Source organism: Shinella sp., assembly GCF_049651085.1.
Lineage (GTDB): Bacteria > Pseudomonadota > Alphaproteobacteria > Rhizobiales > Rhizobiaceae > Shinella.
Map to the genome: position 1 here is coordinate 257,068 of NZ_JBASBL010000027.1, position 17,852 is coordinate 274,919.

The 17,852-nt window shown below is 63.0% G+C and carries 17 protein-coding genes; 11 read left to right on the top strand and 6 right to left on the bottom strand.

Features of this window, described 5'->3' with window-relative positions:
- Window positions 1-50: 50 nt before the first annotated feature.
- From WA950_RS18550 to WA950_RS18570, 5 genes are all read right to left on the bottom strand, one after another.
- Window positions 51-1,580 (bottom strand): tripartite tricarboxylate transporter permease, encoded by a 1,530-nt coding sequence (locus tag WA950_RS18550; protein WP_424553199.1) that lies wholly within the window; start codon window positions 1,578-1,580, stop codon window positions 51-53.
- Window positions 1,580-2,020 carry a tripartite tricarboxylate transporter TctB family protein gene (locus WA950_RS18555; protein ID WP_424553200.1) on the bottom strand — a complete coding sequence of 147 codons (441 nt, stop codon included), beginning with the start codon at window positions 2,018-2,020 and terminating at the stop codon, window positions 1,580-1,582. The genes WA950_RS18550 and WA950_RS18555 overlap by 1 nt, the downstream gene beginning before the upstream one ends.
- A 10-nt stretch (window positions 2,021-2,030) precedes the next feature.
- Complete coding sequence (locus WA950_RS18560; protein ID WP_424553201.1) at window positions 2,031-3,023, bottom strand: Bug family tripartite tricarboxylate transporter substrate binding protein; 993 nt, start codon at window positions 3,021-3,023, stop codon at window positions 2,031-2,033.
- An 80-nt stretch (window positions 3,024-3,103) separates the two neighbouring features.
- Entirely contained in the window at window positions 3,104-4,516 is a 1,413-nt protein-coding gene (locus tag WA950_RS18565) for a sensor histidine kinase (RefSeq protein ID WP_424553202.1), read from the bottom strand.
- Window positions 4,513-5,184 (bottom strand): response regulator, encoded by a 672-nt coding sequence (locus WA950_RS18570; RefSeq protein ID WP_424553203.1) that lies wholly within the window; start codon window positions 5,182-5,184, stop codon window positions 4,513-4,515. Before WA950_RS18570 ends, WA950_RS18565 begins: the two co-directional genes overlap by 4 nt.
- A 277-nt stretch (window positions 5,185-5,461) precedes the next feature.
- Between WA950_RS18570 and WA950_RS18575 the strand changes: the two genes are divergently transcribed.
- The 7 genes from WA950_RS18575 (at window position 5,462) to WA950_RS18605 (ending at window position 12,710) form a co-directional block, all read left to right on the top strand.
- Entirely contained in the window at window positions 5,462-5,830 is a 369-nt protein-coding gene (locus WA950_RS18575; protein ID WP_424553204.1) for a CidA/LrgA family protein, read from the top strand.
- Complete coding sequence (locus WA950_RS18580; RefSeq protein WP_424553205.1) at window positions 5,827-6,543, top strand: LrgB family protein; 717 nt, start codon at window positions 5,827-5,829, stop codon at window positions 6,541-6,543. The genes WA950_RS18575 and WA950_RS18580 overlap by 4 nt, the downstream gene beginning before the upstream one ends.
- Window positions 6,544-6,751: 208 nt before the next feature.
- Window positions 6,752-7,021 carry a hypothetical protein gene (locus tag WA950_RS18585; RefSeq protein WP_424553206.1) on the top strand — a complete coding sequence of 90 codons (270 nt, stop codon included), beginning with the start codon at window positions 6,752-6,754 and terminating at the stop codon, window positions 7,019-7,021.
- A gap of 72 nt (window positions 7,022-7,093) precedes the next feature.
- Window positions 7,094-8,536 (top strand): multicopper oxidase family protein, encoded by a 1,443-nt coding sequence (locus WA950_RS18590; protein WP_424553207.1) that lies wholly within the window; start codon window positions 7,094-7,096, stop codon window positions 8,534-8,536.
- 56 nt (window positions 8,537-8,592) lie between these two features.
- On the top strand, window positions 8,593-8,967 hold the full coding sequence (locus tag WA950_RS18595) for a c-type cytochrome (protein WP_424553208.1): 375 nt from the start codon (window positions 8,593-8,595) through the stop codon (window positions 8,965-8,967).
- A 102-nt stretch (window positions 8,968-9,069) separates the two neighbouring features.
- Window positions 9,070-11,406 carry a heavy metal translocating P-type ATPase gene (locus tag WA950_RS18600; protein WP_424553209.1) on the top strand — a complete coding sequence of 779 codons (2,337 nt, stop codon included), beginning with the start codon at window positions 9,070-9,072 and terminating at the stop codon, window positions 11,404-11,406.
- A gap of 182 nt (window positions 11,407-11,588) precedes the next feature.
- Window positions 11,589-12,710, top strand: coding sequence for an NAD(P)-binding domain-containing protein (locus WA950_RS18605; RefSeq protein ID WP_424553210.1), 1,122 nt, complete (start codon window positions 11,589-11,591; stop codon window positions 12,708-12,710).
- A gap of 26 nt (window positions 12,711-12,736) precedes the next feature.
- Here the strand turns inward: WA950_RS18605 and WA950_RS18610 are convergent, their stop codons facing one another.
- Window positions 12,737-13,111 (bottom strand): winged helix-turn-helix transcriptional regulator, encoded by a 375-nt coding sequence (locus tag WA950_RS18610; protein WP_424553211.1) that lies wholly within the window; start codon window positions 13,109-13,111, stop codon window positions 12,737-12,739.
- A 111-nt stretch (window positions 13,112-13,222) separates the two neighbouring features.
- Here WA950_RS18610 and WA950_RS18615 point away from each other — a divergent pair, with 111 nt between their 5' ends.
- From WA950_RS18615 to WA950_RS18630, 4 genes are all read left to right on the top strand, one after another.
- Complete coding sequence (locus WA950_RS18615) at window positions 13,223-14,290, top strand: LLM class flavin-dependent oxidoreductase (RefSeq protein ID WP_424553212.1); 1,068 nt, start codon at window positions 13,223-13,225, stop codon at window positions 14,288-14,290.
- Window positions 14,283-14,939 carry an NADPH-dependent F420 reductase gene (locus WA950_RS18620; protein ID WP_424553213.1) on the top strand — a complete coding sequence of 219 codons (657 nt, stop codon included), beginning with the start codon at window positions 14,283-14,285 and terminating at the stop codon, window positions 14,937-14,939. Before WA950_RS18615 ends, WA950_RS18620 begins: the two co-directional genes overlap by 8 nt.
- A gap of 713 nt (window positions 14,940-15,652) precedes the next feature.
- Window positions 15,653-17,125, top strand: coding sequence for a nucleobase:cation symporter-2 family protein (locus WA950_RS18625; protein ID WP_424553214.1), 1,473 nt, complete (start codon window positions 15,653-15,655; stop codon window positions 17,123-17,125).
- A gap of 79 nt (window positions 17,126-17,204) precedes the next feature.
- On the top strand, window positions 17,205-17,810 hold the full coding sequence (locus tag WA950_RS18630; protein ID WP_424553215.1) for a deaminase: 606 nt from the start codon (window positions 17,205-17,207) through the stop codon (window positions 17,808-17,810).
- The last annotated feature ends 42 nt before the right edge of the window (window positions 17,811-17,852 follow it).

Genomic DNA, 17,852 nt, shown 5'->3' on the forward strand with positions numbered 1-17,852 from the left:
TGACTCTCTGTCTTGCGGCTCCATCGCCGATTGGACATCCTCCACAAGCCTCAATCTTGATCCACCACGTTTTCGTGCTTCCAGCTTTGGAACCGCGGCAGCAGGAGCGGGACGAGAAGGACCGCTGCGGCCATGGTCCAGAGGGTGATGGAGATCGTGCTTGACCACAGGATGGTGACGTCGCCTGCCGAGAGCGAGAGGGCCCGTCGAAGGCTCTGTTCGAGAATTTCGCCCAGCACCAGGCCAAGGATCAGCGGCGCCATGGGCACGCCGAAGCGGCGAAGGAAGTAGGCGACGACCCCGAGGCCGACCATCAGCACAAGATCGAACGTCGTCGATTTGCCCGAATAGACCCCGATAGCGCTGACGACGACGATGAACGGCACCAGCATCCATGACGGAACCGACAGCATCCTGGCGAAAATGCCGACCAGCGGGATATTGATGGCGAGGAGGATGACGTTGCCGATGAACAGCGACGCGATCAGGCCCCAGACGAGATCGGGCTGCGAGTTGAACAGAGCCGGTCCCGGGGTCAGATTGTAAAGGGTCAGCACGCCGAGCATGATGGCGGTCGTGCCGGAACTCGGGATGCCAAGTGTGAGCATCGGAATGAAATTGCTGTTCGATGCGCTGTTGTTCGCAGCCTCGACCGAGGCCAGCCCCCGCATGTCGCCCTTTCCGAACCTGCTGCTTTCGGGATCGGCTTTCTCCACGACCCGCTTTTCCGTGGTGTAGGCGAGAGCCGAGGCGACCGTGCCGCCGGCGCCGGGCAGGATGCCGACAAAAAAGCCGATGAATGAGCCACGCAACGTCGCCATGCCGGTGAACCGCATCTCGGCGTGATTGAACAGGGAGCGGCCAAGCTGCTTGATCCTGACGGTGGCGCCGCCATGCATCGTTTCCAGCATGATCAGCAATTCGCTGATGGCGAAGAGGCCGATGACGACCGTGGCGAACTGCACGCCGTCTACGAGGTTCGCCGAGCCGAACGTATATCGATAGACGCCCGAATTCGCGTCGATGCCGATGGTCGAGGCAGCAAGGCCCAGCATGATCGCCAGCAGCGCCTTGACCGGCTGGTCTGTCAGGAGCCCTGTCAGGCAGGCGAAGGCGAAGACCATCAGGGCGACATATTCGACCGGTCCGAACGCCAGGGCCCAGTTCGCCAGTACCGGCGCTGCAAGCACAATACCCGTGGTCGCGATCGCCGATCCTGCGAACGAAGTCCAGGCGGAAAGGGAAAGGGCGATCCCCGCCTTGCCCTGCCGGGCAAGCGGATATCCCTCCAGGGCCGTCATGACGGCCGAGGCCTCGCCGGGAACGTTCAGAAGAATGGCGCTGATGCGCCCGCCATATTCCGAGCCGATATAGATGGCCGCCATCAGGATCAGCGATCCTTCCGGCGGCAGGCCGAGCGCGAAGACGACAGGGACCAGCATGGCGACGGCGTTGATTGGCCCGAGGCCGGGCAGAACGCCGACCATGGTGCCCACGATCGCGCCCAGCGTTGCCAGCAACAGGTTGGTCGGGGCCAGGGCGACACCGAAACCATGAGCGAGGTAACCGAGCGTATCCATCAGATGATACCTCCAAGAAGGCCACTTGGCAGAACGACCTCCAGAACGCGGTCGAACAGAAGATAGGACGAGACGGCGAGCACCACCCCTGTCAGGGCGCCCTGCCACCACTTCGCGCCGAAGATGGTGGCGATCGGGATCATGAAGAGCGTGGTTGCGATCACGAAGCCCAGCGGCTGGAAAAGAAGTGCGTAGCCGAGGAGCGAGCCCGACAGAGCAACAATGGCTCTGCCGGGCATCGGGTTTTGCGATGGATCCGCTTCACCGGGTTTTATCACGAGGATCATGCCGCAGAAGGCGATGATCGCCGCTGCGATGAGCGGAAAGGCCCTTGGGCCAACGGGTTCGTAGGCGAACGGCGCCTGCAAACCCCATCCGAAGACAAGCATGATCGCTGCGACCGCAATTGCGGTCACACCCAGGAAGCGGTCTGTGTTCATTTCGAGTGCCTTACTTGGTCGCAAGTCCGAAGTCGGAGGCGAGCTTCTTGTAAGCCGCCACCTGCTTCTCGACAAAGGCAGTGGTTTCCTCGCCCGTCATGGGCAGCGGAAACAGGTTCTTCTGCTCCAGCGCAGCGGCATAGCCGGGGGACTTTATGGCTGTCGCGAAGGAATCCGCCCACCACTTGTAGTCGGCATCGCTGACGTCAGGGCCGACATAGAACCCGCGTACGATCGGCCACTGGATGTCGAAACCCTGCTCCTTGGCGGTCGGAGACTGCGCCAGCTTGCCGGGCAGCCTTTCTTCCGAGAAGATGGCGAGAAGCTTGAGCGGGGCGCCGCCGTCGATCGCTGCCTGGCTGTCGCCGACGTCGTTCATGCAGACATGCACATGCCCGCCCTGAAGGGCGATGGCGCAGTCTCCGCCCCCCTCGAAAGCAACGAAGCGCATCGTCTTGTAGTCGATGCCCGCGGCGCGGGCCGCCATGGCCGCCTTCATCCAGTCCTGGCTGCCGATTGTTCCGCCCGCCCCGATGATAACCGAGGTGGGATCATTCTTGATGGCGGACATCAGGTCGCCGAGCGTCTTGTATTCACTGTCCGCCCGCGTAACGACGGCACCGTAGTCGGTGCCGATGCTGGCCACCCAGCGAACATCCTTCTCGGTATAGTCTCCGAATTTGCCTTGCGCGAGATTGAGCAGCGAACCGGCCGAGAACGCGACGATGATGTTCGGCTCATCACGGCGATTGCCGACAATCGCGTTGTACGCCACCGCACCGATGCCGCCCGGCATGTAGGAAACGCGTACAGGCGATTTCACCGCGCCCGACTCCTGCAACGTCGCCTGCGCGAGCTTGCATGTGATGTCGAAACCACCGCCCGGCTGAGCCGGCGCGATACATTCAGGATTGTTGGGTTCGGCAAGACTGATGGCGGGCGTTGACCCCAGCGCAGCCGACGATATTGCAGCCGTGAGCACGGCGCGTGCGACGAATGTCATTGATTTCTCCTCCAGATGACGTGTGCAGACCTCCAATCTGCACTCCAGCCCTATACAGCCCCCAAGCTTTCAACCGGCTTTCATCCGAGCTTCGGAAGGCAGATGCAGACGACGAGGCCGGACCGATCCTTACGGTTCGCCACGCTCATCATCCCGCCGCAGGCTCTGGCGACGGTCAGGGTGATTGCAAGTCCGAGGCCGCTGCCGGTGCCATTGCCGGTTCGGGTCCCCCTCCGGAAGCGCGTCCCGGCATGGGCGAGTTCGTCCTCCTCCATGCCCGGTCCTTCATCGATCACCTCGATCACCGCGTAGCCATCCCGATCGTGAAGCGAAACGGCCACCAGGGACCCTTGCGGGGAGTAGGCAACCGCATTGTCGATGACATTCATGATTGCTTCGCGAAGAAGCCCTTCATTTGCCCGCGCATGTATCTCTGTGTCGGGATGATTGAACACGCAGTCCATGCGCCGGCTGCGGATACGGGGCCAGAGCATCCTGACGGTCTCCGCGACCGTCTCGGAGAGAACCAGGGCGTTCTGCGGGTAGATTTCCGTACCTTGCGATGTTCTCGCCATGGCCAGAGCGAGGAGCTGGTTTGTGGTGCGGATCGATCGCTCGAGGACTTGCTGGGACGAGCGAAGCGTTGTGCGGACATCGCCGATGTCGCTCTGGTGAAGGGCGTAGTCGATCTGTGTCCGGAGAATAGTCATGGGGGTGCGCAGCTGGTGAGAAGCATCTTCCAGGAACCTGCGCTGTTGCCTGGCCTGCTCAACCGTCCTTTGCATGAGCCCGTTCATGGCCTCGACCAGGGGGCGTACCTCCACGGGCAAGGACGCGACTTCCACGGGGGTCAGATCGTCGGGCTCGCGGGCGTCGATCGTCTCGCGCAACCGGTTCAGCGGCTTGAGCGCCATGAAAACGCCGATCAGAATGAGCGAAGCAAGAACGGCGACGACGAGAATATCGCGAACAGCGGCGCGCAATATCAGTTCGTTCTGGAAGGCGGAGCGGGACATCTTGGTCTCTGCCACCTGGATCGTGATCTGCGTTCCATATGGCTTGGCTTCGTCGAGAGGCCGTTTCAGTGTGCCGATCCGGATATTTTCGCCGAAGTAGGCGCCGTCATGAAAACGAAGCTCGCCGCTGGCCAGTCCGGGCGTATCGGGCAGCAGGACATCGCCGATCTGGACAAGGCCATCGCTGGTGGCGACATTGAAGTACACCTTGCCCTGAGCCGTGAGCTGAAAGAACTCGAAGAGATTGTACGGCAGTTCAACGCCAACCCCTCCGCTCTCTGTCGAAATGTTCGCGTCGATCGCTCTTATGGCGCCTGCAAGCGAGCGGTCATAGGCGCTATCGGCCAGCTCCTGGATGGTGGTGGTGCTGAACCAGAGCGTCGAGGCCATTGCCGCGGCGATGGCCGGGACGATCCAGAACCCGAGGGTGGTCGCGAGGCGGCGGGCCGTATGGTCGGTTTCCTGCGTCCCGCTCATGCCATGCCTGTTTCAAGGACATAGCCGAGCCCTCGCAAAGTGCTGATCTGCACGGAACCGGATAGCTTCTTGCGCAATCGGTGCGCAATTACCTCGATTGCCTCGAGCTGGATGTCGGCATCGTAGGAGAACATTCTGTCCATGATCTTCTGTTTGGACATGGGCTCCCCTGCATGGTGGATCAGGACCCGCAGCAGCGCATGCTCGCGCGGCGTCAGCTCAAGAGGCGTTCCAGCCAGCGTGAAGCGCTGTTCGGCCGAGAAATAGGAAAGATCGCCACACGAGAATGTCCCGGAGTTGCGGCCATGAGCCCTTCGCACAAGCGCGACCAGCCGTGCTTCCAGCTCCTCGATTGCAAAAGGCTTTGCCAGAAAGTCGTCTGCGCCTTCATGCAGGCTGCCGATCCGCTCCGTCAGCGTATCGCGGGCGGTGAGTACCAGAGCCGGCGTTGCATCTCCTCTCGACCGCATTGATGCCAGCACTGCCCTGCCATCCATTCCTGGCAGGCCAAGGTCCAGAATGACGACGTCGAATTCCTCCCTGGCCAGACGCTGGTCCGCTATCGCGCCGTCATCGGCCCATTCGATCATGAAGTCATAGCGCTGCTTCAGCGCCTTGATGAGCCATTGAGCCAGTTCGCCATCGTCTTCGACCAAAAGGATTTTCAAGCAGACCTCCCCCCGCGTGAGGTCCGGTTTTAACCGGAATGACAATCAAAGGGAAAGAGCGAGGCGGCTTACTGCTCCACCAGGATAGCTCACCATGGTGCTCCTCCTTGGTATGGCTCGGGTTACGAGACGACCATATTCCACAAAGCAATCGCCCAATGGTCACACCGGCTATCGACATTTCGAGGATCGGTGCGACCATGCACCAAGAATCCAACCATCCTGCGGGTTCTGTTAGATTGATCGAAGCCTGCAGCGCGCATGAAAAAGGACCGTCATGATCAAGGGAATTGCCATTCTGCTGTTGTTTCAATTGCTGGGCGAAAGCCTCGTCTTCACCACGCAGTTGCCGCTTCCGGGGCCGGTCGTTGGCCTGGTGTTCTTCTTCGTGGCCATGCAGGCGTGCAAGGTGCTCGGTTTCAGCGTCTTCACCGAAACGGAAACCGCTGCCGATGGATTTCTTGCCAATCTCGGTCTGCTGTTCGTCCCGGCGGGCGTCGGCATCGTAGCGCTGTGGGGGCAGTTGCAAAGCCAGGCGGCGATATTGCTGGTTATTCTAGTGACCTCCGCCATTTTCACGCTCGCGACGACGGTTTGGACCTTCATCGCCGTGCGGCGCCTTGTCTGGCGGGGCCAGCCGGAATGAAGCACCCTCTTGAACTCTGGGTTTATCTCTCGACCTCACCGCTGCTTTGGCTGACCCTTACCCTGCTCGTATGGATCTTCGCGACCGGTGTTTCAGCGCGCCTCAAGCGCCACCCACTGGCCAATCCGGTGCTGATTTCGATTGCCTTGCTTGCTTGTACCCTCTTGATCTTCGGAGTTCCCTACGAGCGGTATTTTGAAGGTGCGCAGTTTATCCACTTCCTTCTCGGTCCCGCGACCGTCGCGATTGCAGTGCCGCTTTATCGTCAGTGGCGGCAGGTGAGGAAAGCTTTGCTGCCCATGATCGCCGCGCTTGTCGTCGGCTCGTTTTCGGCGGTCGCCTCGATCATGCTGATCGGTACGTGGGCGGGGCTATCGCGCGATATGCTGATTGCCTTCCTCCCGAAATCCGCGACTGCCGGTGTTGCAATGGCGATTTCTTCGTCTCTGGGGGGCAACCCATCCCTGACGGCCGTGCTTGTCGTCCTCACCGGCATCACCGGTGCGCTCGTGGTCACGCCCTTCATGAATGCCATGCGTATCAAGGACTATGCTGCGAGAGGGTTCGCCGTTGGCCTGACCTCGCACGGCATCGGCACGGCGCGGGCCTTTGATGTCGACGAAACCGCCGGACTGTTCGCAGGCATCGCTATGGCCCTCAATGCCATTGCCACCTCTCTGGTGGTGCCGCTCCTGGTCAGGCTCATGCTATGAAAGCGCGCGGCACGGTGACCGCGCCGCAGGATTGCTTGACGGCGATCAGCCTCGTTTCGGTGGGTGTCGGACGGCTTGCGGCATATGGTCGATGGACAAAACGGCGTCGCCGTTCTATTTTTCCGCCATGCTTCGGATCTGGATGATCATTTTCTGGGTGATTTCGTTCGTAGCCGTGTCTTTCACGGCCTCGGCGCATGAAACCGGCATGGCCGTTTCGAAGGAATACGGCGTCCAGATGCAGCACATGGCGCATGCCTCGTCTTCGAAGGCATCCTGTTCCGACAATGGCACCTGTTCGGACAAAGCGGGCCTATGCGATCTCGTCTGCACTGGGGTCGGGGTATTCCTGCCGCTGGACCCCACATCCACATACGCGATCTCGCTGGAAGAAAAGTATCTCAGCCGTCCCGAGGCGGACCTCGTGGCGACGGCCCCCCGCCGGCACGATCGACCTCCCATACTGCGCTTCCTCTGAAACTGCGGCGGGCCCGGCCCGTCGTGATCCAGTGGATATTTTAACGGGACGCGCTGTCCCGAGGTAACGCATATGAGAGATTATTCCCGACGCGGCTTTCTGGCCGCCAGCGCAGCGCTGCTTGCTGCAACCCAGTTTCCCCTGAGGGCTTACGGCCAGCAGGCCGCGCCGCTGCGGCTCGCCGCCACCAGCCGCACGCTCGATATCGACGGCCGTGCCGCCACCGTGTTCGGGCTTTCCGGCCCCGGCGGGCAAGGCCTGATCCTCGAGCCCGGCCAGCGTTTCCAGGTCGATCTCACCAATGATCTGGCCGTCCCCACCATCGTCCACTGGCACGGCCAGATCCCGCCGAATGCGCAGGACGGCGTGCCGGACATGCCGCTGCCGCTGCTGGCGCCGGGCGAGACGCGAAGCTTCGACTTTGCCCCGTTGCCGGGGACGCACTGGATGCACAGCCACGTCCCCGTGCAGGAAATGCAGTTGCTTGCCGCCCCCCTGATCGTGCGCAGGCCCGAGGATGCGGCGGCCGACCGGCAGGAAGTGGTGCTTTTCCTGCACGACTTTTCCTTCAAGACCCCGGAGGAGGTGCTGGACGAGATCACCGCCGGGCATGCTTCCGGCGGAATGCAGGGCATGGACCACGGCAGCATGAATCACGGCGGCGCGGGCTCGATGACGATGGACATGGGCGGCATGGCCATGGACCTGAACGATTACGACTGGGATGCCTACCTCGCCAATGACCGGACATTGTCCGACCCCGAGGTCGTTGCGGTCGAGCGGGGCGGGCGGATCCGGCTTCGTGTCATCAATGCAGCCGCCGCCACGGTCTTCTGGGTCGACACGGGCACGGTGGCGGGGCGGCTCGTCGCGGTGGACGGGCACGAGGTTCAGCCCCTCGAAGGCTCTCGCTTCGGGCTCGCCATGGGCCAACGCGTCGATATCGAGATCGACCTGCCGAGCGAGGGCGGCGCGTGGCCTGTCCTGGCGCTGCGCGAGGGCGCCCGGGAGCGGACGGGCCTCATCCTCGCCACGGCGGGCGCACCCGTCTCCAGGATCGAGACCCTGGCCGGGGACAAAGCCCCAGCCTTCGACATCGATCTGGGGCAGGAGGCCCGGCTGGCGGCCATCGATGCGCTGCCGACCCGAGCGGTCCAGCGAAGCCATATGGTCATGCTGGGCGGCTCGATGCAGCCCTATGTCTGGACCATCGACGGTGCGACCTGGGGCAAGCATCGCCCCATCGAGGCGACCAGCGGCGAGCGGGTGGAGCTGTCGTTCCATAATATGTCGATGATGGGACATCCAATGCACCTGCACGGCCATGCGTTCCAGGTTGTTGGGCTCAACCGCCGCCGCATGGAGGGTGCCCGTCGCGATACGGTCTATGTGCCGCCCATGTCCATGGTCACGGTTGCGCTGGATGCGGGAGAGGCCGCAAGCTGGATGCTGCATTGCCACCACATGCCGCATCTGGCGACCGGCATGATGACCGAGTTCCGGGTCGCGTCGTGAGGAGGCCGCTGGTCGCTTTCGCTGCGGCCGGGCTGGCTGTGGCAGGCGTTGGGTTCGTGAGTGCGACGATCGCGTGGCCGTGGACGAGCACGGATATTGCGCTTGGAAAAGCCGTCTATGACGCCAACTGCGCCAGTTGCCACGGTCTCCAGCTGGAGGGGCAACCCGACTGGCGCACGCCTGGGGCCGGCGGACGTCTGCCGGCGCCGCCGCACGACGAGACCGGCCACACCTGGCACCATCCCGACGAGCAGCTTCTGGCGATTATCCGCCAGGGCACGGCGGCCGTCGTCGGGGGCGGCTACGAAAGCGACATGCCCGGCTTTGCCGGGGTTCTGACGGACGCCGAAATCGCGGCCGTGCTGGACTATATCAAGAGCACCTGGCCGAAGCGTGAAGCCGACTACCAGCGCGAGATCTCGGGCGGGTGACACCCAAGGAACCGGCCACGAAGCGGTTTCGTGGCCGGTTCACAAGACAGACGTTTCCGGGCGATTTCATCGCGCGCCTCGAACCCAGTTCAGGAGACAAGCATGACGCAACACCATGACATGCACGGACATGCGGAAATTCCATCTGGTACACCGACCGAGAAGGACCCGGTCTGCGGCATGACCGTCGCTGTCGGCCCCGAGACCCCGCATTCGGATTTCGAAGGGCGGCGCTTCCATTTCTGTTCGCAAAAATGCCGGCTCAATTTCAAAGGAGATCCGTGGTTCTACGCCTCGGGCCGCGCCGCCGAGCGTCCGAAGGCCGTCGCATCGGCCACGCACTATACCTGCCCGATGCATCCGCAGATCGTTCAGGATGCCCCGGGGGCCTGCCCGATCTGCGGCATGGCGCTCGAACCGATGATCCCGAGCGACGAGCCGAGCCATGAGCTGGTGGATTTCACCCGCAGGATGTGGGTCAGCGGCGCTGCGGCGATCCCGCTCGTCATCCTGACGATGGGCGAGATGGTCGCGCTTCCGGTGCGTGACTGGGTCGGACATCGCACCGCCGGCTATCTCGAGTTCCTGCTGGCGACGCCCATCGTGTTGTGGGCGGCCCTGCCGTTCTTCCGGCGCGGCTGGGATTCGATTGTCAATCGTTCACCCAACATGTGGACGCTGATCTCGCTCGGCGTTGGAGCGGCCTATCTGTATTCGATATTCGCCGCCTTCCTGCCTGACCTCTTTCCGGAAGAATATCGGATCGGCCACGGCGTCGGCACCTATTTCGAGGCGGCGGTGGTGATCGTCGCGCTGGTCTTCCTCGGGCAGGTCCTGGAACTGCGGGCGCGCGAGCGCACGGGGGACGCGATCCGCGCGCTGCTGGACCTTGCGCCGAAAACCGCGCGCCGGGTTCTCGACGACGGCTCCGAATATGACGCGCCGCTGGAAAACATCATGGTGGGCGATCGGTTGCGGGTGCGTCCGGGCGATAGCGTGCCGGTGGACGGCGAGGTGATCGAGGGGCGGTCGTCCATCGATGAAAGCATGATCACAGGCGAGCCGGTGCCTGTGGAGAAGACGCCGGGCGATAGTGTGACCGGCGGCACGATCAACAGAAACGGCAGTCTCGTGATCGAGGCGCGTCATATCGGTGCGGATACCGTGCTGTCGCGGATCGTCGAGATGGTCTCGTCCGCACGCCGGTCGCGGGCTCCGATCCAGGGGCTGGCCGACCGGGTTTCGGCGATCTTCGTTCCCGCCGTCGTCGTGATCGCGGTGCTCGCTTTCGCGGCGTGGCTGGTCTGGGGGCCGCAACCGGCGCTGATCTTCGCCGTGGCTTCGGCCGTGTCGGTGCTGATTATCGCCTGCCCCTGCGCGCTGGGGCTTGCGACACCGATTTCGATCACCACCGCCGCCGGCCGCGGCGCCCAGGCCGGCGTCCTCATCAAGAACGCCGAGTCGCTGGAGCGGATGGCCGCCGTCGACACGCTGATCGTCGACAAGACCGGCACCCTGACCGTGGGGCGTCCGAAGCTGACGGATGTCGTTGCCCTGGGCGCTATTTCCGAGGGCGAATTGCTGGCCGTTGCCGCCGCGCTCGAACGCGGGTCGGAGCACCCGCTGGCCGAGGCCATCGTCGAGGGCGCCGTCATGCGCGGCGCCGAACGCCACGAAGTCGGGCATTTCGAAGCGGTCACCGGCAAGGGGGTGCAGGGCGATGTCGCGGGTCGCTCCGTCGCTCTCGGCAATACGGCGATGATGGAAGCCCTCGGGCTTGATGCGACGTCGGCGGAGGCGAGGGCGGACGCCTTGCGCGCGGATGGCAAGACGGCGATGTTCGTCGCGATCGACGGGCAGGTCGCGGGCATCGTCGCGGTAGCGGACCCGATCAAGGAAACCGCCGCCGAAGCGATCCGGCAGTTGCACGCGCTCGGCCTGCGCGTGATCATGGCGACCGGCGACAACAGGCGCACCGCCGAAGCTGTGGCCGGCCGGCTCGGCATCGATGAAGTGCGCGCTGGAGTGCTGCCCGAAGACAAGAAAAACCTGGTCGAGGACCTGCGCGCCAGGGGGGCTGTCGTCGCCATGGCGGGCGACGGCGTCAATGATGCGCCGGCCCTTGCCACCGCCGACGTCGGGATCGCGATGGGCACGGGGGCCGATGTCGCCGTCGAAAGCGCCGGGCTGACGCTGCTTGGCGGCGACCTGCTGGGTGTCGTGCGCGCCAGGCGTCTCGCCGAAGCGACGCTCCGCAACATCAAGCAGAACCTGTTTTTCGCCTTCGTCTACAACGCCGCCGGCGTCCCGGTGGCAGCAGGCCTGCTCTATCCTGTGACTGGTACGCTGCTTTCTCCGATGATCGCTGCGGCGGCGATGAGCCTGTCCTCGGTTTCGGTCATCGTCAACGCGCTGCGTTTGCGGCGGGTTGATCTGTAACGAGCTTTGAACCGAAGAATATCAGATGAACGAAAGATTGCCGATCTGGGCGCCAAGCTCAGATCGGCTGAAAGGACAGGTCGGCGAAGCCTCTAGAGGTGGCCGAGAGGGCTCCGGTTTTCACCGGGCCAGCAATGAAGTATCGGTTGTCGTCAGGCCGCCTGAGAAGAACGAGGATCGATTTGCACGCTTTGCCTCCTGAAACGCCCTCGCACGAGGCCGGCCTGCGCGCGGCCATCAAGGTCGATATCGTGGTGATCGGCGCCGGTCAGGCGGGGCTGTCGTCGGCCTATCACCTCATGAAGCTCGGCCTTCGGCCCGGCCGCAACTTCATCGTGCTCGACAAGAACGAAAAGCCGGGCGGCGCCTGGCAGCATCGCTGGCCGTCGTTGACGCTCAGCACGGTCAACCGGGTTCACGACCTGCCGGGCATGGAGTTTGCCGAGGTGGTGCCGGCAGGCGAGACCGAGGCGCGGGCATCGGTCGCGGTGCCCGACTATTTTGCCGCCTATGAGGAAAAATTCCGGCTGCCGGTCTATCGCCCGGTCGCGGTCAAGGTCGTCTGCAACCGCTTCGAGCGGCTTCGGGTGGAGACTGATCGTGAGGCTTTTTCGGCCGGCGGCATCATCAATGCCACCGGAACCTGGGAGACCCCGCAGGTTCCCGAATATCCCGGCGCGGAGCTGTTCGAAGGGCGGCAACTGCACTCCCGCGACTACCGGACAGCGGCCGAATTCGCTGGCCGGCATGTCGTCATCGTCGGCAGCGGCATTTCCGCGCTCCAGCATCTCGACGAGATTTCGCAGGTGACGACGACGAGCTGGGTCACGCGGCGCGAGCCCCGGTTTCATGACGGGCCTTTCACCCCGGAGGACGGCCGCGCGGCGGTCGCCATTGTCGAGGACAGGGTGCGGAACGGGCTGGTTCCGGGGTCTGTCGTGTCGGTCACAGGCATTCCGTGGACGCCGGCGCTGCGGGCGGCAGCGGCACGCGGCGTGCTCAAGCGCTTGCCGATGTTCAGCGAGATCACCGCGCATGGCGTGCGCTGGCCCGATGGCACCGAGCAGAGGGCCGACGTCATCCTGTGGGCCACGGGTTTTCGCAGTTCGCTCGACCATCTCGCGCCCCTGCAACTGCGCGGGGAAAACGGCGGCATCGTCATGACGGGACGGCTGGCCACGGAGGTCGAGAAGGACCCACGCATCCACCTGGTGGGCTATGGGCCTTCCGCCTCCACTATCGGCGCCAATCGCGCAGGTGCCGCAGCAGCCCGGGAGCTTGCCGCCCGTCTGGGCCTGGCCTGACGTTCGCCCGGCCCGGGGCGCGAGGCTCACGCGTCTTTCTCGAGCCGGTCGAAGGTTTCCTGTGCCCGCGTGATCTCGGTCTCGTTGTCGATCGCCCAGCGCCCCAGCCGCTCGATCGGCTCATACAGCGAACGGCCAAGGGTGGTCAGCTCGTAGTCGACGCGGGGCGGTTTGGTCGGGAACACGGTCCGCCGGACCAGCCCGTCCCGCTCCATACCCCTCAATGTCAGGGTGAGCATGCGCTGCGAAATGGTGCCGATGTCCCGCTTCATCTCGTTGAAGCGTCGCGGACCGTCACGCAGCGCCATGACGATCAGCACGCTCCACTTGTCGCCCACACGTGCCAGGATCTGGCGCACGGGCCGGCAGGTCTCCAGCAGATTGACGGGTTCCGGTAACACCGATGTGCCTCCTTGCGGCAGGGCTTTCAGTCACAATATTAGCCCTGGTTATGAATATATACTAATGGCGAAATGCGGTCACAAGCCGTTTTGCCGGTTTGGAGGATCACAATGGAACTGGGTATCTACAGCTTCGGCGATGTGCAGAAAGACAAGACGACAGGCGCGCTCGGCTCGACGGCCGACGCCATGCGCAACCTGCTCGAAGCGATCCAACTGGCCGATCAGGTCGGGCTCGACTACTTCGGTATCGGCGAACACCACACCCGCGAGATGCCGGCTTCGGCCGCGACGGTCGTTCTGGGTGCGGCTGCTTCCACGACGAAGACCATCAAGCTCGGCAGCGCCGTGACCGTGCTCAGCACCGACGATCCGGTGCGTGTCTATCAGCAGTTCGCAACGCTCGATGCCCTGTCCAATGGCCGGGCGGAGATCACGGCGGGGCGCGGTTCCTCGACGGAATCCTTTCCGCTGTTCGGCCACAGCCTGAACGACTACGACGAACTCTATGCGGAAAAGCTCGAACTGCTCATGCAGATCAACGAGAGCGAATCCGTTACCTGGCAGGGAAAGTTCCGTCCTGCGCTGGACGGCGCGCTTGTGGTGCCGCGTCCTGATGGCGGGTCGCTGCCGATCTGGCTGGCGACCGGCGGCAATCCGCATTCGTCGGTGCGCGCCGGGCTGCTCGGGCTGCCCGTTTCCTATGCGATCATCGGCGGGCAGGCCAATCGCTTCGCGCCGCTGGCCGAACTCTACCGCCGGGCCGCCGACCAGGCCGGCATCGCGCCGGAAAAGGTCAAGGTCTCGGTCGCCAGCCCCGGTTTCGTCGGGGAGGATTCGGCCAAGGCCAAGGATTTCTTCTGGACGCACTGGCATGCGGTGATGGAGCAGATCGGCAGGATCCGCGGTTTCTCGCCGCCGCCGCGCTTCCACTACGACAAGGAAGCGAGCGGAGACGGCGCGCTGTTTGCCGGTGGCCCGGAAGAGATCGCGGAGCGCATCGTGAGGCTGCATGGCAGCATCGGCCATATGCGCCAGTTCTTCCAGATCGACGTCGGCCAGATGCCGCATCGGGAATTCCTGCGCTCGATCGAGCTTCTCGGCACGAAGGTCAAGCCGCTGGTCGATGCGGAACTGGGCGCTAAGGCACCCGCAACGGAGACGAAGAACGATGCCTGAGCCGAAAACCATCGGAATTCTCGGTGCCGGCCGGGTCGGCACGGCGCTGGCGCGGCTGGCGCTTGCCGCCGGCTACGAGGTCCGCGTCGCCACGGCGCGGCCTGGCGCGGAGATCGCGCTGCTGCTGGAGATCATGGCTCCGGGGGCTCGGCCCGATACTGCGGAGGCGCTGGTCGCCGCCAGCGATATCGTGATCCTGGCGTTGCCGCTGTCGAAGTACCGCAGCCTGCGGTCGGAACAGCTTGCCGGCAAGGTCGTCATCGACGTGATGAACTACTGGGCGCCGACCGACGGGACCATCCTCGAATTCGAAGGCGAGGCGTCGAGCAGCGAAGTGGTGCAGCGCCATCTGGCCGGTGCCCGGCTGGTGCGCAGCTTCAACCATCTGGGCTATCACGAGATTGAGCAGCGCAGCCGCCCGTCCGGCGACCCCGAACGGCGCGCGTTGGCGCTCGCGGGCAACGATGCGCAGGCCCGCGCGGTCGTGGCCGGTTTCATCGACCGGCTAGGCTACGATCCTGTCGACGCCGGACCGCTGTCCGCAAGCCGCCGCTTCGGGGTGGGGACGCCACTCTTCGGCGCCGATTTCGGGCATGCGGAAATGGCCGGGTTGTTGTCCGGCGGGCAGGCGCTGGAAGGCGTGGAATGAGCTCAAGGCCCTAGCACCTGCGGAAGGCATGAGTGAAGGCAGCCGAGATAGTGGTGCGCGGAGCTTTTCGCTGCAAGTGCGCACCACTCGAGGCGACCATTGACGGTCAGAATTCCTCTGGATCTATCGAGATAAGAACGCTCGTTTCTGCTCAATATGTTTCTCTTTTTTGGAACAGATGTGAGTGCGCGCCGAGACGTGGAAGGCCTGTGCTGCCTTGATTTTGCTTGATATTGGTGAGTGGCAAAACCAACCTGGTGCGCGATTGCACGCCAATACATGCAATTGAAATGAAGGGCTGCAGAGGTGCGGCCTTGACAGTTTTTCAAGAATGAACATTAAATCTGGAAATTGTAGGCACAGCCTGCATTGGAATGCCCCGCTTAACGCAAGTTGATGACGATCCAGAGCTCGCACCTCTTGGAACAGGGTCCTAGCGAAACTGGCAGAATAGCCGGTTCAACTATGGAGACTTGTAGGGCATGGAGTGCAATATTTACGTTCATAGCCGTTTTTGCTTTGTCTGTGCCAGGGGTGCCCCATCCGCACAGCCGCAGAATCTGCACGCGTATCGCGACTGCGACCGGCAGCGATCCCAGCTTCAGGCATGAGCCCGGCTCCGGCATAGCCAGTGCCCCGATGGCTATGCCGTGCCTGATCGACAGGGGCGCAATCAAGAGCGAAACGCTTGCAAAGGTAGGGAGGAGTTTACCTTGGCATATGCAGAAGAGGAAAGTGTACCCAACACACGCCCGGAGGACGAGAAGCTTGGCATCTTCGCCAATCTCGCATACGGGCTGCAGCACGTCCTGACGATGTATGGAGGCATCGTCGCAGTACCGCTCATTCTCGGGCAGGCAGCCGGACTGAACGCCAGCGATATCGGACTCCTGGTCACGGCATCGCTTTTCGCCGGGGGCCTTGCCACCATCCTGCAGACGATAGGCGTGCCGTTCTTCGGCAGCCGTTTGCCGCTGGTGCAGGGCGTTTCATTCTCGGGCGTGGCGACGATGATCGCGATTTCGGGCAATGGCGGCATTCAGGCCATTCTCGGGGCAGTAATCGTCGCATCCGTGATCGGCCTTCTGATTACCCCGGTCTTTTCGCGGATCACCCGCTTCTTCCCCCCGCTCGTCACGGGTATCGTCATCACCACCATCGGCCTGACTCTGATGCCTGTCGCCGCCTTCTGGGCGATGGGCGGCAACCCAAGCGCGCCTGGCTTCGGCAGTCCGGCCAATATCCAGCTCGCCGGAGTAACGCTCGTTATCGTGCTCCTGCTCAGCAAGCTCGGGAGCGCCTCGATCTCGCGGCTGTCGATCCTGCTGGCGCTGTTCATCGGCACGGGCATCGCCTATGTCGCCGGGATGACTGACTTCTCGCAGGTGGCGAATGGTCCGTTCCTTGCCCTGCCTACGATCTTCCATTTCGGCTACCCCACCTTCGAGATCGCCGCCATCATCTCCATGTTCATCGTGATCATGGTGACGCTGGTCGAGACCTCGGCGGATATTCTGGCCGTTGGCGAGATTGTCGAGACCAAGGTCGATTCCCGCCGCCTGGGCGATGGCCTTCGTGCCGATATGTTGTCGAGCATCATCGCTCCCGTCTTCGGTTCTTTCACGCAGAGCGCTTTCGCCCAGAACGTCGGTCTCGTTGCTGTGACGGGTGTGAAGAGCCGTTATGTCGTGGCAACGGGCGGCCTGTTCCTCGTAGCCCTCGGCCTCATGCCGGTTATGGGCCGGGTGGTTGCGGCAGTGCCCAGCTCCGTCCTCGGTGGCGCCGGGATCGTGCTTTTCGGCACGGTGGCGGCAAGCGGCATCCGCACCCTCTCGAAGGTCGACTACAACAACAACATGAACCTGGTGATCGTGGCGACCTCGATCGGCTTCGGCATGATCCCGATCGCCTCGCCAAATTTCTACGAACACTTCCCGGCCTGGGTTGCCACGATCTTCCAGTCCGGCATCAGCTCCGCTGCGCTGATGGCGATTGCCCTCAACCTGCTGTTCAACCACTTCAAGACGGGCAATTCCGACCAGCAGTCCGTGTTCGTCGCGGGGACCGAGAGGACGATCCGCTATCAGGACGTAGCGCGCCTGCACGATGGCGACTACTTCCTCAACGGCAAGCTCTACGACGCCAAGGGCATCGAGATTCCAATGATCCCGGAAGCCGCCCATTGAGGATTTCCGCTTAACCACACGGGCCGGATCGAGCCTTGCTGCTGATCCGGCCACTTTCCAAGACGTCGAAGGAGACGAAATGTCGGAAGAAACCGAAACCAAACGCCTGCTCGATGCCCTGTTCGGCACGATGGAGAACAGCATCATTCCCGCCACCGAAGCCGGCGTTGCCACGGGCAACAAGATCTTCGGCGCGGCGCTTCTGCGCAAATCGGACCTCTCTGTCGTTCTCGCCGAGACCAACAACGAGACGGAGAACCCGTTATGGCACGGCGAGGTCCATACCTTGAAGAGGTTCTACGAGATGCCGCAATGCGACCGGCCGGACACGAAGGATCTCATCTTCCTGTCGACCCATGAACCCTGCTCGATGTGCCTTTCGGCGATCACCTGGGCAGGCTTTGACAACTTCTTCTACTTCTTCAGCCACGAGGATTCCCGCGACGCCTTCGCCATCCCGCACGATTTGAAGATCCTGAAGGAGGTCTTCACACTGGAGCCCGGCGGTTACAATCGCACAAACGCCTTCTGGAAGGGGCAATCGATCCATAGTCTGGTTGAAAACGCGCCGGAACCATATCGTTCGCGACTGAAGGAAAGGGCTGCCGCCATCAGCCGCAAATACGACGATCTGTCTGGTGTGTACCAGTCGAGCAAGGATGGCAACGTAATCCCGCTCAACTGATCTTTCGCGCCAACGCTCCTCCCCCGACGCGCTGCTGGTGAC

Coding starts and splice junctions, on each gene's coding strand:
- WA950_RS18550 (WP_424553199.1), bottom strand. CDS start 1,580: ATGGATACGCTCGGTTACCTCGCTCATGGTTTCGGTGTCGCCCTGGCC.
- WA950_RS18555 (WP_424553200.1), bottom strand. CDS start 2,020: ATGAACACAGACCGCTTCCTGGGTGTGACCGCAATTGCGGTCGCAGCG.
- WA950_RS18560 (WP_424553201.1), bottom strand. CDS start 3,023: ATGACATTCGTCGCACGCGCCGTGCTCACGGCTGCAATATCGTCGGCT.
- WA950_RS18565 (WP_424553202.1), bottom strand. CDS start 4,516: ATGAGCGGGACGCAGGAAACCGACCATACGGCCCGCCGCCTCGCGACC.
- WA950_RS18575 (WP_424553204.1), top strand. CDS start 5,462: ATGATCAAGGGAATTGCCATTCTGCTGTTGTTTCAATTGCTGGGCGAA.
- WA950_RS18580 (WP_424553205.1), top strand. CDS start 5,827: ATGAAGCACCCTCTTGAACTCTGGGTTTATCTCTCGACCTCACCGCTG.
- WA950_RS18585 (WP_424553206.1), top strand. CDS start 6,752: ATGGCCGTTTCGAAGGAATACGGCGTCCAGATGCAGCACATGGCGCAT.
- WA950_RS18590 (WP_424553207.1), top strand. CDS start 7,094: ATGAGAGATTATTCCCGACGCGGCTTTCTGGCCGCCAGCGCAGCGCTG.
- WA950_RS18600 (WP_424553209.1), top strand. CDS start 9,070: ATGACGCAACACCATGACATGCACGGACATGCGGAAATTCCATCTGGT.
- WA950_RS18615 (WP_424553212.1), top strand. CDS start 13,223: ATGGAACTGGGTATCTACAGCTTCGGCGATGTGCAGAAAGACAAGACG.
- WA950_RS18620 (WP_424553213.1), top strand. CDS start 14,283: ATGCCTGAGCCGAAAACCATCGGAATTCTCGGTGCCGGCCGGGTCGGC.
- WA950_RS18630 (WP_424553215.1), top strand. CDS start 17,205: ATGTCGGAAGAAACCGAAACCAAACGCCTGCTCGATGCCCTGTTCGGC.